General features: G+C 31.0%; 19 protein-coding genes. 15 read left to right on the top strand and 4 right to left on the bottom strand.

Annotation, left to right across the window (positions count from 1 at the left end; translation table 11 throughout):
* Positions 1 to 13 precede the first annotated feature (13 nt).
* Complete coding sequence (locus NOVO_02945) at positions 14 to 634, bottom strand: hypothetical protein (GenBank protein AIL64980.1); 621 nt, start codon at positions 632 to 634, stop codon at positions 14 to 16.
* 118 nt (positions 635 to 752) lie between these two features.
* Between NOVO_02945 and rpsU the strand changes: the two genes are divergently transcribed.
* From rpsU to ispDF, 8 genes are all read left to right on the top strand, one after another.
* Positions 753 to 968 carry a Ribosomal protein S21 gene (gene rpsU / locus NOVO_02940; GenBank protein AIL64979.1) on the top strand — a complete coding sequence of 72 codons (216 nt, stop codon included), beginning with the start codon at positions 753 to 755 and terminating at the stop codon, positions 966 to 968.
* A 139-nt stretch (positions 969 to 1107) separates the two neighbouring features.
* Positions 1108 to 1728 (top strand): stringent starvation protein A, encoded by a 621-nt coding sequence (locus NOVO_02935; protein AIL64978.1) that lies wholly within the window; start codon positions 1108 to 1110, stop codon positions 1726 to 1728.
* 176 nt (positions 1729 to 1904) lie between these two features.
* Positions 1905 to 2189, top strand: coding sequence for a Putative F0F1-ATPase subunit (ATPase_gene1) (locus tag NOVO_02930; protein AIL64977.1), 285 nt, complete (start codon positions 1905 to 1907; stop codon positions 2187 to 2189).
* A gap of 2 nt (positions 2190 to 2191) precedes the next feature.
* Positions 2192 to 2929 (top strand): ATP synthase subunit a, encoded by a 738-nt coding sequence (gene atpB, locus NOVO_02925; GenBank protein ID AIL64976.1) that lies wholly within the window; start codon positions 2192 to 2194, stop codon positions 2927 to 2929.
* A 27-nt stretch (positions 2930 to 2956) separates the two neighbouring features.
* The gene (locus tag NOVO_02920) at positions 2957 to 3187 is read left to right on the top strand and encodes an ATP synthase subunit c (protein ID AIL64975.1); all 231 of its coding nucleotides are present in this window, start codon (positions 2957 to 2959) and stop codon (positions 3185 to 3187) included.
* A 7-nt stretch (positions 3188 to 3194) separates the two neighbouring features.
* A complete protein-coding gene (atpF_2, locus tag NOVO_02915) occupies positions 3195 to 3683 on the top strand; it encodes an ATP synthase subunit b 2 (protein ID AIL64974.1) in 489 nt (162 codons plus the stop codon).
* Positions 3680 to 4177 carry an ATP synthase subunit b precursor gene (gene atpF, locus NOVO_02910; GenBank protein AIL64973.1) on the top strand — a complete coding sequence of 166 codons (498 nt, stop codon included), beginning with the start codon at positions 3680 to 3682 and terminating at the stop codon, positions 4175 to 4177. Before atpF_2 ends, atpF begins: the two co-directional genes overlap by 4 nt.
* Before the next feature lie 5 nt (positions 4178 to 4182).
* Complete coding sequence (ispDF, locus tag NOVO_02905; GenBank protein ID AIL64972.1) at positions 4183 to 5364, top strand: Bifunctional enzyme IspD/IspF; 1182 nt, start codon at positions 4183 to 4185, stop codon at positions 5362 to 5364.
* 366 nt (positions 5365 to 5730) lie between these two features.
* Here ispDF and trpD read toward each other — a convergent pair whose 3' ends face one another.
* Complete coding sequence (trpD, locus tag NOVO_02900) at positions 5731 to 6774, bottom strand: Anthranilate synthase component II (protein AIL64971.1); 1044 nt, start codon at positions 6772 to 6774, stop codon at positions 5731 to 5733.
* A 227-nt stretch (positions 6775 to 7001) separates the two neighbouring features.
* On the opposite strand from trpD, the gene atpH reads away from it, so the two are divergent.
* From atpH to NOVO_02865, 7 genes are all read left to right on the top strand, one after another.
* Positions 7002 to 7565 carry an ATP synthase subunit delta gene (gene atpH, locus NOVO_02895; protein ID AIL64970.1) on the top strand — a complete coding sequence of 188 codons (564 nt, stop codon included), beginning with the start codon at positions 7002 to 7004 and terminating at the stop codon, positions 7563 to 7565.
* A gap of 22 nt (positions 7566 to 7587) precedes the next feature.
* The gene (gene atpA / locus NOVO_02890) at positions 7588 to 9117 is read left to right on the top strand and encodes an ATP synthase subunit alpha (GenBank protein AIL64969.1); all 1530 of its coding nucleotides are present in this window, start codon (positions 7588 to 7590) and stop codon (positions 9115 to 9117) included.
* A 31-nt stretch (positions 9118 to 9148) separates the two neighbouring features.
* A complete protein-coding gene (gene atpG / locus NOVO_02885) occupies positions 9149 to 10036 on the top strand; it encodes an ATP synthase gamma subunit (GenBank protein ID AIL64968.1) in 888 nt (295 codons plus the stop codon).
* A gap of 333 nt (positions 10037 to 10369) precedes the next feature.
* On the top strand, positions 10370 to 12832 hold the full coding sequence (valS, locus tag NOVO_02880; protein AIL64967.1) for a Valine--tRNA ligase: 2463 nt from the start codon (positions 10370 to 10372) through the stop codon (positions 12830 to 12832).
* A 9-nt stretch (positions 12833 to 12841) separates the two neighbouring features.
* Positions 12842 to 13711 (top strand): putative amino-acid metabolite efflux pump, encoded by an 870-nt coding sequence (gene eamA, locus NOVO_02875; protein AIL64966.1) that lies wholly within the window; start codon positions 12842 to 12844, stop codon positions 13709 to 13711.
* A gap of 336 nt (positions 13712 to 14047) precedes the next feature.
* Entirely contained in the window at positions 14048 to 14440 is a 393-nt protein-coding gene (locus NOVO_02870) for a Transposase (protein ID AIL64965.1), read from the top strand.
* 152 nt (positions 14441 to 14592) lie between these two features.
* Positions 14593 to 14901: a hypothetical protein gene (locus NOVO_02865; protein AIL64964.1), complete on the top strand. Its 309-nt coding sequence runs from the start codon at positions 14593 to 14595 to the stop codon at positions 14899 to 14901.
* Positions 14902 to 14905: 4 nt separating this feature from the next.
* On the opposite strand, the gene NOVO_02860 is transcribed toward NOVO_02865, so the two are convergent.
* Both NOVO_02860 and rpsP read right to left on the bottom strand, forming a co-directional pair.
* A complete protein-coding gene (locus tag NOVO_02860; GenBank protein ID AIL64963.1) occupies positions 14906 to 15265 on the bottom strand; it encodes a hypothetical protein in 360 nt (119 codons plus the stop codon).
* 565 nt (positions 15266 to 15830) lie between these two features.
* Complete coding sequence (rpsP, locus tag NOVO_02855) at positions 15831 to 16082, bottom strand: Ribosomal protein S16 (GenBank protein ID AIL64962.1); 252 nt, start codon at positions 16080 to 16082, stop codon at positions 15831 to 15833.
* Positions 16083 to 16091: the final 9 nt, after the last annotated feature.

Raw genomic sequence — 16091 nt, 5'->3', positions numbered from 1 at the left:
AAGAAATTATTTATTAATTTAATAGGCGTAAAAACGGTATATTTTGAATTTTATTTTTAAGAGAGTGTTTAAAAGTACCAATTTTTAAGGCGTCATTAATGCGCCTTTCTAAAAACTCCATGGTTTCTATTTGGTTTTCTGAAAAATCATTGACCCAGTGTAAGAGAGTGCTACTATATACTCCTGATAATATTAATCTTTTAGTATAGTAATTAAAATCTGTGGATTGATCTTTGCATACAAACCAAATATTGTCTACGGTACGCCATAAGGTTTTCAGGCTATATAAGGTATTTTGAGGTAAAGTACAAAAATATATCATTTTTGCTATTGCAGGTCTATGTATTAAGTTTTGGTTTAAACGGGCTTGTATAATAGTATAAATTCTACTGGATATTTTCATAGAATGTAGATTTGTTACCTCTAAATCCTTTAGCATATTTTTATCTATATGAATAATAAAATAATTAAGAATATCATATATATTATTAGGAAATAATAGCGAAACATAAGGTGTACTCCAATTCAGAGCCTCTGCTGCATGCTTGATACTAATTTCATTCCAGCCGCTAAAAGGGACCTGTTTTAACATTTCTAACAAAAAATTTTTTTTATTTTGTTCTATATTGTCCATATTTTATTTTTTCATTTAAGAAAAGTTTGCTTTTTCAAAATAATAACTTTATAAGTATCAATTAAAATTAGTATAATGAATATACAATAAAGTCAATGGCATCTCGAATAGAAAGGAGGTGAGTACCCTGGTTCAAGTAACAGTCCGTGATGGAATGAGTAGTGTGGATCAAGCATTACGTGCTTTGAAGAAAAAAATGCAGAGAGAAGGCATATTTAGAGAAATGAAGATGAAACGTCATTATGAAAAGCCTTCTGAAGTAAGAGTGCGTAAAAGTGCTGAATCTATGCGTAGAAGACGTAAATTAGAGCGTAAGCGCAATTCAGAAATGTAATTTTATATTACTAAGTTTTAATATATAAGGCTAATATTAATAAAATATTAGCCTTATATTGTTTGTAGTTCGTGCTGTAATTATATATATGTATGCTTTGTATCATTTTTCTTTATGTCCATTTTCTAGGCTAATTAGGATGGTCCTAAATGAAAAAGGTGTAGAATTTGAGTTAATTCAAGAAGAATTTTGGAAGCAAAGAAAAGAGTTTATTAGACTAAATCCTGCTTCTGAAGTTCCTGTATTAATTGATAAATCAAATAAATTTCATATTGCAGACGTTATGGCTATTTACGAGTATCTCGAAGAGAAGCATACCAATAAGTCTTTATTAGGCAGTACCTTAGAGATGCGTGCTGAAGTACGTAGAGTTACAAATTGGTTTAATAATAAATTTTATCATGAAGTCAGTCGTTATATTATTAATGAACGTATAATTGCTTATTATGCACGTAAATCAGCGCCTAATTCTCAGGCTATTAGAGCGGCTAAAATAAATATACATTATCATTTAGAGTATATAAATTTTTTACTGAAGCAACGTAGGTGGTTGGCGTCAGAATATATAACAATTGCTGATTTTGCTGCATCTGTGCAGTTATCGGTGCTTGACTACTTAGGAGATGTTCCTTGGGAGCAATATATTAATGTCAAAAATTGGTATTCTGTATTAAAATCCCGCCCTAGCTTTCGCTCATTTTTGCAAGATAAAATTACTGGTTTTGAGCCTTCTCTTCATTACAAAAATTTAGATTTTTAGTAAAAATCACAAATAATGTAATTTAATTGATTATCCATGTATATGGATGAGTTTTCATTATATGCAATAATGTACTTGACATAGAACGACAAGATAGTTAATTTGCTTTTGTTTGTATTAGTTGTGATAAATTTTTAGAATGTAAGTTCAATGCATTAAAGTGTGGGTTATATATAATGGATGAATTACCTTCTTTTAAAGAGTTATCGGACAAGATAAGTAGAATACGTAAAGTACAAAATGATAAAAAGAATATCAAAAGTGAAAGCAATGAAACCAAAGTTTTTAATATTTGTATAGAGTTCATTGTAATAATAGGAGTAGGTTCTTTTTTAGGGTATAGCTTAGATAAATATTTTAACACGATGCCTATTTTGTTAATTATAGGTTTTTTATTAGGTGCAGTTGCTGGTATGATAAATATAGTAAAATTGGCAAAAAAGTTGGGAGACAAGGAGTAAATATGTCTGAAGGTATGCATAGTCCTCTAAGCCAATTTGAAATTAAATCTTTATTACCCTTACATATTAGTGGTTTTGATTTGAGTTTTACTAATGCTTCTTTGTTTATGTTAACAGCAGTCGTTATGTCTTTTATGATATTGACATTACCAATAAGAAGTATGAGCGTAGTTCCAGGAAGGTGGCAAAGTATTGCAGAAATTTTATATTATATGGTCTTTAATACTATTAAAGAAGTTACAGGTAAAGAGGGATTAAAGTACTTTCCTCTAGTGTTTACTTTATTTATGTTTGTATTAATGTGTAATTTATTAGGTATGATGCCATATAGTTTTACTGCGACAAGTCATATAATAGTGACGTTTGCTTTAGCAATAATAGTCTTCTTTGCTGTAACTATTATAGGTTTTATTAGGCATGGTTGGCATTTTTTATCGCTATTTGCGCCTTCAGGGATGAGTATATTTATAGTTCCGTTTTTTGTGGTTATTGAATTGCTTACTTATTTAGCACGTCCTATTACACTTTCTATTAGGCTTGCTGCTAATATGATGGCAGGGCATATCTTGTTAAAAGTGTTAGCAGGATTTGTTATTATGATGGGAGCTGTCTGGGGTTTTATCCCTGTACCATTTATAGTGGTGTTTACAGGAGTAGAAATTTTTGTTGCTATACTGCAAGCGTATATTTTTACTATACTTACTTGCGTTTATTTGAATGATGCAGTTAATTTGCATTAAAATTAATAATTAATTGGAGGATGTATTATGGATGCACAAAGTTTAAAGTTTATAGCTATAGGATGTATGGCTTTAGCAATGTTAGGTGCTGCGCTTGGAATAGGTAATATTTTTTCAGCAGCAGTAAATGCTATTGCACGTAATCCAGAAGCGGAGAATAAAATATTTAAATATGCTTTTATTGGAGCTGGTCTTGCTGAAGCTATGGGTTTGTTTGCTTTAATTTTGGCATTTATTTTAATATTCTTTAAAGCATAAATAGAATATGCCGCAGTTAGATCCTAGTAGTTATTTATCTCAGATTTTTTGGCTTGTGGTAACCTTTATATTATTATATGGGTTATTACATTATATAACTGTTCCAATGATGCAAAAGTTATTGCAGAAACGGCAGGATGTTATAGCAGATAATTTAAAGAAAGCTGAAGAATTAAAGAAAAAAGCTGAATTAATTGAAGAGCAATATAATATATCTATTAAAGAGGCTCATCTTCATTCGGCTAATTTAATTCAGGAAGCTAATAATAAAATTAATAATGAAATGGTTTTACGGTTGCAAGAATTAGATTCAGTTATAAAAGAATATTCACATGTAGCAGAAGAAAGAATGGTAATTCTTAAGCAAGAACTTGCCAAAAATCTTGCTATACAAGCAGAATCATTAACCTCTCTTTTGATTGAGAAGATGGTGGGCTCTAAGCCTGATGTTCAAGAATTACGGCAGATTATTAGTAATATGAAAGGGCATTCATGATAGGAACTCCTGAATTTTGGGTAGCATTTTCATTTGTAGTGTTTGTGATATTAATGATCAAGCCTGCCAAAAATATTCTTTTGACAAAATTGGATGAACGTGCTTTAGAGATAAAAAGAGAGATCAATGAAACTGAAGAATTAAAATTTCAAGCTGAGTTATTATTATCTCAATGTAAAACTAAACAGATGAGTTTGGCATCTGAGCTAGAAAAAATTAATAAATGGGCAGAAGAAGAGGCAGAAGCATTAATTATTGAGAGTCGTAAGAAGTTAGATGAAGAATTATCTAGAAAGAAAAAGCTTGCTGAACAAAAACTTAGTATAGCAGAGAATGAGTTAATAAAAAATTCTTATTCTAATATGTTTACAATAGTCATTAAATCTGTACAGAAATATTTAGAAAATAATCTAAATAATATAGAAATTCAAAATAGTATTTTTGAATCGAGTATTAATTCGTTAAGGAACCAAATGCATTTGGTAAATAAATAGTTCTAATGGCTCAATATTCTGGTGTTGTAGCAATATTACTAACAGCAGGGGTAGGTAATAGACTTGCGTCGTGCATGCCTAAACAATATATAAAAATAGGCAACGTTACTTTACTAGCACATAATATATTATTATTAGAAAAAAGTAATGTAATTAGTGCGATACAGGTAGTAATACATCAAGATCATATTGATTTATATAAACAGGAAATATTAAATTTGCCTTTACAATCTACCAAATTATTACCGGTAGTAATTGGAGGAAATACTAGGCAAGAGTCCTCAAGACTAGGTTTACAAGCTATACAAGATATAAAACCTAAATATGTAATTATTCATGACACTGCACGTCCTTTCTATGATGAGAATTTATTAAATAAGTTGATTGAAGAATTAAAAGATAATAAAGCTGTTATACCTGTATGTAGTATTTATGATACTATAAAGGGAATTGATAGAGAAATAGTAGCTCAAACATTAAAGAGAGATAATATTTATTTAGCACAAACGCCTCAAGCATTTGATTATAGTAGCATAATGATAGCACATCAAAAATGCCAAAATATATCTTGTACTGATGATGCTGAAGTATGTGAAAACGCAGATATCAAAGTAAAAACCATTCTTTCTTCTAGATTTAATTTTAAAATAACAGATGCGCATGATTTAGAAATGGCAAAAATTTTTATGCATAAGCAATATGAAACACGTGTAGGAATAGGATTTGATGTTCACAAATTTGAGAATCAATTGAGTACAAATGGTCAAATTTTTTTAGGAGGAGTGGAAATTCCGCATAACTATAGAATTATAGCACATTCTGATGGAGATGTGGTTTTACACGCGTTATGTGACGCTTTATTAGGATCTATAGGTGCTGGTGATATAGGTGTGCATTTCCCACCTACTGACGATCAATGGAAGGATGTCAGATCTGTCAGGTTTATAGAACATACACTAGAAATGTTACGACATAAGAATGCTACTATTATTAATGTTGACATAATTATTATAGGAGAGACTCCCAAAATTAATCCTTATAGATTAGCAATGCAAAACAAATTAAGTGAAATTTTATCTATTTCTATTGATAGAATTAATATTAAGGCAACAACTACCGAAAAAATGGGATTTACAGGGCGTAATGAAGGGATTGCAGCTCAAGTAATAATAAGTATTAATATATAAGTAATAAAAATTAAGTTATAAAACATAGATATTAAGAAATTAAATTGATTTATGGATATAAATTAATTAACATTTAATTTTTTTAGTTCATACTAATAAAATGTATTTATAACATTATTAATAATAACTATGGATGATAAAGAATCTTTTGTAAGTCTTAATATACCAGTAATTAATATTGCTGAAAATAATGAAAGCAAAAATATATAATATATACCAATGAAAAAGATTATGTAATAGTTGAAGCTTTAACAGCGCATGAGGCTCTAGAAAAGCAAAATATTATTTCACCGTATAAAATTGTCATACCAAATGATAAAAATAAATTTATTATGGATAGTTATAAAAAAGAGCTATAGATATAATTTATATACTAGAAATAGCAATAAGATTTTGCAAAGATTTATATGCTTGTCCGCTGTCTAAAGAATTAGAGGCAAGTAAAATACCATCTTTGATGTTTGATACTTCACCGACGATGAATAAGGCTGCTGCAGCATTTAAGAGGACTATGTCGCGATAAGTATTTTTCTGTCCTTGTAATAATTCTAATAATTTTTTAGCATTGAAAAACATATCTCCGCCCTTAATTTCATCTAAATTTTCCATTATTGGTAATTGATATTCTTCAGGAGTAATAGTAAAGGATTTTGTATTTTTATTTGTTATTTCAATTACATAAGCCTCTCCTGTTAAAGTTAAACTTGCTAGTACATTATGGCTTGATACAATCCATGCTTTGTTATATTCCATATGTTGCATGATCATAGCTAGTTTTTCTGCTATTTCTTTTGAATGTACTCCAATTAAACAATATTTGGGTTTTGCTGGATTACACAAAGGAATAATAAAGTCAAATATAGTGTGTATATCTAATTCATTAACTAAAGATAATATTTCTCGTAAATATGTATGGTATTTACTAATTAACATAAAGCATATGTTTGCTTCTAGCAGTGATTGGGCAGATTTTTTTGGATGTGCATTAATATTCACGCCCAAAATAGGTAATATATCAGACGCACGTATTATAGATGAAGGAATATTATAATTGTCTAATTGTGTAATTATATTGCTGCCGTGTTTTGCAACAGGTATGCCACATCCTGCTACAACAAAGGCGACGGCAGTATATATATTAAGAAAATTATTTGTATGGGGACCTATATTGCAGATATCTATAGTATTATTTGGAGCGAGGATAAAATTAGATTTAGTTCTAAATACATTAATCGCACCTAAAATCTCATCTATGTTAGCGCCTTTTGTTTCTAATGCAACTATAAACGCAACAATTTGTGAAGGTAAGGCGCCACCTGCTAAAATAATTTGGAAAGCTCGTGTGGCTTCTTCTAAAGTTAAGGTTTCTCTTTGTACAGCTTTATTAATATATTTTAATATTTCACTCATGCACCTAATTATATAAAAATATTATGTAACGATTTTAAGCCTTATTACTATAATAATCAATAGTTGAAATATATAATAGTATTTTAATTAATAAAACCTTCCTACAAAAAATGATTGAACATTATATTAATATTACAGTTAGGTGTTGAATTTACCTTGCGGATTTTAATAAATTATGTTAAGTTGGCGCCGACTTTTGGAATACTTTATTTAATTGAGGCATATTTGTGTCAGCATATAGTTATAATGAATTAGTTAGGCGTTATGTCAAATCATTAATAGGTTTAGCTAATAAATCTATTAATGAAGAAGACATTAAAAAGGACTTTAATAATTTATTAAAATTATTTAAGGCAGATTATAAATTATTAAAAATAATAAAATCTCCTGTCGTGCAATGTAATCAATTAATACATTTAATAGAAGAAATATGTAATCAATACAGTTGTAATAATCTGACAAAAAAGTTTTGTATATTACTTGCTAAAAATAGAAGATTGTTTCTGCTTCCAGCGATTATAGAGAAATTTAATCAGCTTATGTTGGATAAGTGTGGCGAAGTATCAATAAAAGTTACTGTAGCTCATTCGTTTCTTGAACAACATGTAGAGTCACTTAAGATAGCATTTGAAAAAGTGTTTACTAAAAAAGTTAATATAATACTGACAATTGATCCAAAAATTTTGGGTGGTGTAGTGGTGCAGTTGGGGTCCAAGATGTTAGATGGATCTTTAAGAAACAAGATAGCTAGATTAAAATCTATCGGTATGGATGCTATTTATACAAATTAATTAGGATGTTTGGAGTTTTTATATGGAAATGTATAGTTCTGAGATTTCAGAAATTTTAACAAAGCAAATCGAAGGTTTTGATAATCAGGCTGAGTTCAAAGAAATAGGACAAGTAATTTCTGTAGGTGATGGGATTGCAAAAGTATACGGTCTTGATATGGTTCAAGCTAGTGAAATGGTAGAATTTGAAGGTGGTATCAAAGGTATGGTACTGAACCTTGAAACGGATAATGTTGGTATAGTAATTTTTGGTGAAGATCGCTTGATTAAAGAAGGAGATATAGTAAAGCGTACTGGAGAAATTGTTCAAGTTCCAACGGGCAGAGGATTGTTAGGTAGAGTAGTAGATGCTTTAGGTAATCCAATAGATGGTAAGGGGCCTTTAAAGGATGTAACATACACTAATGTAGAAGTTAAAGCTCCGGGCGTAATTACGCGCAAGTCTGTGCATGAGCCTGTGCAAACTGGTATTAAATCTATTGATGCTTTAATTCCTATAGGAAGAGGGCAAAGAGAATTAATTATTGGTGATAGACAAACTGGTAAAACAGCTGTTGCTATTGATACTATACTTAACCAAAAGCCAGCCCATAAAGAAAATGATGAAACGAAAAAATTATATTGTGTATATGTAGCAATTGGTCAAAAGAGATCTAGTGTTGCTCAAGTGATGAAGACTTTAGAAGAAAATGGGGCTTTAGAATATAGTATAATAGTAGCTGCTACAGCTTCTGATCCTGCACCTTTACAGTTTTTGGCTCCATATACAGGTTGTGCTATGGGTGAATATTTTCGTGATAATGGTAAGCACGCTCTTATTGTATATGATGATTTGAGTAAGCATGCTGTAGCATATCGCCAGATGTCTTTATTATTAAGAAGACCCCCTGGAAGAGAAGCGTATCCTGGTGATGTATTTTATTTACATTCAAGATTACTGGAACGTGCTGCTAAAATGTCTGATGAAAATGGTGCGGGCTCTTTAACTGCTTTACCTATTATCGAAACTCAGGGTGGTGATGTTTCTGCTTATATTCCTACTAACGTAATTTCTATTACAGATGGACAAATTTATTTAGATACAGAATTGTTTTATAAAGGTGTAAGACCAGCAGTAGATGTAGGATTATCTGTAAGCCGCGTTGGTTCTGCGGCACAGATTAAGGCTATGAAACAAGTTGCTGGTTCAATTAAACTTGATCTTGCTCAATTTAGGGAAATGGAAGCATTTGCACAATTTGGTTCAGATTTAGATGCAACTACTCAACGCTTAATTGCACGTGGTCAAAGATTAACTGAATTGTTAAAGCAAGCACAATACTCTCCACTTGTTGTAGAAGAGCAAGTAGTTGTAATTTATGCTGGGGTGAAGGGTTATTTAGATAAAATATCAATAAAAGATATATTTAGGTTTGAGAAAGCTTTATTGACAGGTATGCGTGCTCATCATCAAGATATACTTATATCTATTCGTAGTGAAGAAAAACTTACAATAGAGAATGAAAATAAATTAAAAGTAGTATTAGAAGAATTTATAAAGAATTTTTCTTAAAAATATTATCAAAATATAGGTTTTCTGCAGAATGGCTAATAACATTAAAGATTTAAAGCTTAGAATTAAAAGTGTTAAATCAACACAAAAGATTACTAGAGCTATGAAAATGGTAGCGGCGGCAAAATTAAGAAGATCTCGCGAAAAACTGGAAATAGCTTTGCCTTATATTACAAAAATGCAAGAAACTATTTTGGATTTATCACAAGCTTCTAATTTTGAGAATAATGCTCCTAAATTATTAGTTGGGACTAGTGAAGAAAAAATTTATTTAGTGATAGTGGTAACGTCTGATCGTGGATTATGTGGGGCATTCAATAGCTCAATTATCAGAGCTACTAAAAAATATATTCAAGAATTAAGAGATCAAGGCAAAGATTATAAGATTTTTTGTATAGGCAAAAAAGGGTATGAAAGCTTAAAGATTGACTACTCTAAAAATATTATTGGCCATACGCTTACCTCGAGTAAAAAAGAGGTTAATTATTCTGATTCAGAACGTATTGCTAATAAAATATTAGCAGCTTTTTCTGCAAGTGAATTTGATGTATGTGTGGTGTTATATAATAAGTTTAAGAATGCTATATCTCAAATAGCAACTATGCAACAATTAATACCTCTTGCTGAGCATGATAGTGGTAATGATTATTCAACAAATAGCCATAAATTATTTGAATATGAGCCTAGTGAAGAAGCAATATTAAATACTCTATTGCCTAAAAATGTCAAAGTGCAATTATATCGAGCATTGCTTGAAAATGCAGCAAGTGAACAAGGTGCACGTATGACTGCTATGGACAATGCTACTACTAATGCTGGAGAAATGATCAAAAACTTAACTTTATTATATAATAGAACAAGGCAGGCAGCTATTACGAAAGAGTTAATAGAAATTATTTCTGGTGCAGAAGCATTATAGTGAGAATAGGCTGCTGTGGAGCTTGTGCGGGTAGAGTGAGCCTACTCTGAGTAAGTAATGACTCTGTACTTAAATTCAAATATTTTTACTATAGTAAATTGATTTGAACTTGCTATAACTCAAAGCTCTCCTACTATTTGTAGGTGTCGCTTGTCGCTCCTAGCCCCAAATACAATTTAATTTACTATATTAATAATTTCCCAAAACGTTAGATTCTGTGCGTCTAATTTGGTACAGATCCTAGACATCAAATTTATGCTCGCTATTGACACTGATGTGCTTTTCATTTAAAACTGAGGACTACACAAATCTTAATATTTTTTAGAGAAAATAATGGAATCTTCATCTAAGCGGTTATCACCTCGCTATAATATAGTAGAAATGGAAGAAAAATGGCGATCTAATTGGGAGCAAACATCATTATATAAATGGGATGAACATGCAGCGCGAGAAGAGAATTTTGTAATTGATACACCTCCTCCAACCGTGTCTGGTATGTTACATATGGGGCATGTATTTAGTTATACGCAAACAGATTTTATTGCTAGATATATGCGTATGATAGGTAAAAATGTATTTTATCCTATGGGATTCGATGATAATGGATTGCCTACAGAAAGATTAGTAGAAAAGCTTAAGAAAGTACGGGCAATTGATTTACCACGTAACGAATTTATAGAAATATGTAAAGAAATTGTATTAGAGGCAGAGAAGGAGTTCCATTTATTATTTAAATCTTTGGCACTCAGTGTTGATTGGTCATTGGAGTATCAAACTATCAGTAATCATTCGCGTAAAATATCTCAACTATCGTTTCTGGATTTAATTCAAAAATCCAGAGCTTATAGACAATTACAGCCTTGTCTATGGGACCCAGTTGATAGAACTGCATTAGCACAAGCAGATCTTGTAGATAAAGAACTATCGAGCCATATGAATGAAATTTATTTTACTACAGAAGATGGAGAAGAATTAATTATAGCTACTACAAGACCAGAATTATTGCCAGCATGTGTAGCTGTATTTTATCATCCTGAAGATATGCGTTATAAGCATTTGCAGGGCAAGCATGCTGTGACCCCTTTATTTGAAATGAAGGTACCAATAATAGCTGATAACAAAGTAATACCAGAAAAAGGTACGGGTTTAGTGATGTGTTGTACTTTTGGTGATATATCAGATATAGAGTGGTGGAAAATATATAAATTACCAGAGCGTGTTATTATAGATCACAGTGGAAGATTAACTAATTTAGACAATATAAAATTTGCTGATAGGCTTATAGGATTAACTATTAAAGAAGCTCGTAAAGTAATGGTAGAGTTATTACAAGAGTATGGAAAATTTAAAACACAAATAGAAATTGTACATTCAGTAAAATGTGCTGAACGTTCAGGAATGCCTATTGAAATACTATTGACGCCACAATGGTTTATAAAGATTTTAGATATAAAAGAAAAATTATTAGAGCGTTCAGGAGAATGTAACTGGTATCCTGGATATATGAAAACACGTTTGGATAATTGGATTAAAGGTTTAAATTGGGACTGGTGTATAAGTCGCGGTCGATATTTTGGAGTCCCTTTTCCGGTGTGGTATTCAAAACGTGTGGGAGAAGAAGGAAAAGTTATAGTGGCTGATTCGGAATCTTTGCCTGTAGATCCATTAATAGATTTACCAAAAGGATATGCACGGGATGAAGTAGAGGCAGAACAAGATGTAATGGATACATGGGTTACCAGTGCTTTATCGCCACAACTTAATAGCTATGCTATAAATGATGAATTTGCAATAGACCTAACAAGGCATAGCAAACTATTTCCTGCTGACCTCCGGCCTCAAGCGCATGAAATTATACGTAGTTGGGCTTTTTATACTATTGTTAAAGCAGAATTACATGCAGAAACTGTGCCTTGGAAAAACTTAATGATTAGTGGTTGGTGTTTAGCTGCTGATAAGACTAAAATGTCTAAATCAAAGGGTAATATAGTAACTCCAGCTAAACTTATAGTAGAGCAGGGAGTTGACGTAATACGTTATTGGGCTTCTACATCAAAATTGGGTGCAGATACTGCATATTCAGATGATATATTTGCTATAGGGAAAAAATTAATTAATAAAATATGGAATGCCTCCAATTTTGTTTCGTTGCACATTCATGACCTAGATAAATGTAATAAAGAACTAATTACTGAGACTATAGATTTATGGATTATAAGTCGTTTATATAAAACTATTGAGCGAGCTTCTTTAGAATTCAATAAATTTGAATATAGTGATGCTCGTGCAGCTATAGAAGAGTTTTTTTGGAAAGATTTTTGCGATAACTACTTAGAATTAGTAAAAGTAAGAGCTTATAATAAGGATATTAGCGCAATTAATAGCTTATATCTTTGTTTAAGTACTATATTGAAGCTGTTTGCACCTTTTTTACCGCATGTTACTGAAGAAATTTATAATAATTTATTTCAAGAAACTTCGATACATATACGTGGTAGTTGGCCACAACTAGCAGAATATATATATAACGAAGAAGCGGAACAAATTGGCATAGCTTGTATAGGAATACTTAATGTTGTACGGAAAGTAAAAGCTGAACAAAACTTATCATTAAAAGCTACTATAGAACAACTTAATATAACTATTAATAATCATAATACTATTAAGTTAATTGCAGTATTAGATGATTTAAAGAATGTTACTAATGCTAAGGAAGTAAATATATTGTCAGAAATTACTGATCACTGCATTATCACAGAAGATGCATTGTATAAAGTACAAATTTTAAATGAATGAATATTAAATATGCGTTATATAGATATAATGAAAGCCTTGTTAGTTGCAGTTTTATGGGGAGGGAGTTTTGTTGCAGCTAAATTAGTATTAGAGTATTTTCCTCCTATATTTTCTATGGTTATTAGATCTATAATAGTTATTTCAATATTATTGTCCTTTGTAGGGTTACCTAATATTTCTTTAAAAAAAGTATTGTGTATGTCCTTTAGTTATAACATAGGGCATATGGTATTGCTTTATTTAGGTATAAAGTTAGGGCTTCCAGTATCTGCTGCAGTTATAGCTACCCAAATGCAGGTACCTATCACTAGTATTCTTAGCATAATTATACTGAAAGAAAAGATGCATTTAAAGCAAGTAATAGGTATGCTGATATCGTTTATAGGAATAGTTATAATAGTAGGGCATCCTAGTATAATGGATAAAATATTTCCTTTTATGATTGTTATTATAGCTGCCTTCTTTTTTGCTTTATTTAATATACAAATAAAGCAAGTAGGTAATTTGAATATTCTTTCCTATATATTATGGTCTTCTATATTAATATTGCCACAACTTATGATATTATCGTATATATCAGAGCCAATAAGCTGGTCGTCAATTTTTATTGCAGATGTTAAGCTTTGGTTATCTATAGCATATATCTCAATGGTTAATATAATAGCATTTTTATTATGGATTTCTTTATTAAAAATTTATCCAGTGAGTCTTGTAATGCCCTTTGCTTTATGTATACCAGTGTTTGCAATTTTAGGCTCAGCATTAATTTTATCAGAGTACATATCTTGGCATCTTATAATAGGTGGTACAATTACTCTTATAGGAGTAGCTATTATTACTATAAAATTTACTAATCTAACTCGTTACCAATCTACATGAATTATTAGAGAGCTATTTTTTCAAAGATTATCATCAACGCTAGTGTGAAGGGTTATCATCTAGTTATATGAGTGTTGGATTTGGTAGTTTTAAGTAGTTTTACTTTATCAGGAGGAGCTTTATCTATTGGGGGAATATCAAATTTTTTATTTTTTAATACATTTTTGTACATATTTTTAGCATTGTTATCAGCATTTTTATTTGATAATTGTGGTGATTTTTGACTCAAATTAGCTTGTGAAAATGTGTATAATTTTTGAGTTATAGTAAATTAAGTTGATAAAGACATGATATATGATATATTAAAAAGCTCATAAACCCAAAACAGTAGAAGCAATGGCATATTCCTTAGATTTACGTAAAAAAGTAATTCACTATGTTAATAAAGGTTATACCAGAGAAGAAGCTGCAAGAATTTTTGGCATAGGTGAAAGAACAATTTATAGATGGTTATCGAGATCGAAATCCGGGAATTTAGCAGCCACACGAGCAGCTAAGCCATGGAAGAAGCTTGATCCAATCAAATTATTAAACGAGGTGTCTAAAAACAGCAATTGGCTATTATCTGATTTTGCAAAGGTTTTTAATGTGTCTACAGCTGCTATCTGTTTGGCATTCAAGACTTTGGGGATCACACGAAAAAAAAGACCACACTCTATCGTGAACGGGATGAAGCAAAACGGCAATTATTTTTGGCAGCTATCGCAAACTATAAAGCGGAAGATATAGTTTATATTGATGAGAGTGGAATTGATAGCTATTTGTACTATTCTTGGGGATACAGTCTCAGAGGAAGTAAAGTTTATGGTGATATCTCAGGTAAAAAACATGATTGAGAAAGCTTTATTGCAGGTAAGGTTGGGAAGAAAATTATTGCGCCAATGTGTTTCAAGGGCACATGTAATACAGAAGTTTTTAACGAGTGGGTTAGTCAGTGTTTGGTGCCCGAACTAAGATTTGGTCAAGTTGTAATACTTGATAATGCAACGTTCCATAAGTCAGCTAGAACTAGGAATTTAATAGAAGATATAGGCTGTAAACTTTTATTCTTACCACCTTACTCTCCTGATCTCAACCCAATTGAAAAATATTGGGCTCATTTAAAAGCTAAAATCAAACCTATCATTACTAATTTTAATAACCTTAGCGATGCTATTGATTATGGCTTCTCTATGCCATTCTCAACTTAATTGACTATACATATGCACCGCCGAACATTGCAGCAAGTGCAACAGGAATACCAACAGTTGGCGTGGTGAGAGCCACAGCTAAGCCTAAAATCGCTCCTGCTACAGAAGAAATTTTATTACTTTTAGAAAGATTATCTTGATTATTTCTGAGCTTTTCAGCTAATTTTGTAGCCAATGTTTCCGACATTACAAAACCAGTTGCTGCTAAAAAGGGTACCATAAATATAGCGCCTGGTCCAAATGAAAAACCAACTATACCAGCGCTAATAGCACCTATAACACGAAATGCAGTTGTCATTTGTTTAGTGCTAAAAGGAATATTATTTTTAAAAGTTTGTTCTGTGTTTTTTCCTTCTACAAGCATGCTATTAATAATATATTGGTTAATAATTACATAAAAGTACTATGTTACTTTATATAAGTTAATTTTTAATTAAAATATTTTATATAATTATGTTGATTTTAATTCGTCTTATAGGGAGGTTAATTGTTAGGATAATGTATATAGTAAAAAACATTTGAATTTGCGTACGGCGTCGATCAATGCTCACCTTAACAATTAGTAGGCTTTGTTCCTCATTCCTTGTATCAAACTTAAACTGTTTTTACTATAGTTGACGAAGATCAATGCTCTGAAGATATAATTAGCAGATGCATCACTCTTTGCTAATCTAACCAAAAGTAGGTTTAGCTCGTCCTTCCTATCTGCTAAGGAAGCTGAAAAACTATAGTGATGATCCTTATAATAATGCAAAAAAAAGCATTCGTGAATATATGCTTATTCGTCGCTCATAGAGAAACAAAAGGGTTAAAGTATTTATGTTGGGACAGGATACAAAAATATAAATTATTTAATAAAAAAAAGGCTATAAACCTTTGGCTAATAACCTTTTATATATGCAAAAAAACAAAATTATACAGCTGTTTTCTTAAAGAACACCAGCTGCTTTCATTAATTTTTCTACACGTTCACTTGGTTTAGCACCAACACCTAACCAATACTTTATACGATCAGCTTTAAGAACTACCCTGTTAGGGTGATCATTGGCTAATAAAGGTTCGTATGTGCCTAATTTTTCTATAAAATTACCATCGCGAGGAGCTTGAGAATTAGCGACAACTACCTTATACATAGGTCTTTTTTTTCTCCCAGCTCGCGCTAAACGTATTCTTGTTGCCATAAATCAATT

The sequence above is a fragment of the Rickettsiales bacterium Ac37b genome, from assembly GCA_000746585.2.
Taxonomy (GTDB): Bacteria; Pseudomonadota; Alphaproteobacteria; order Rickettsiales; family Arcanibacteraceae; genus Ac37b.
This window is presented reverse-complemented; position numbering and strand designations above follow the sequence as displayed.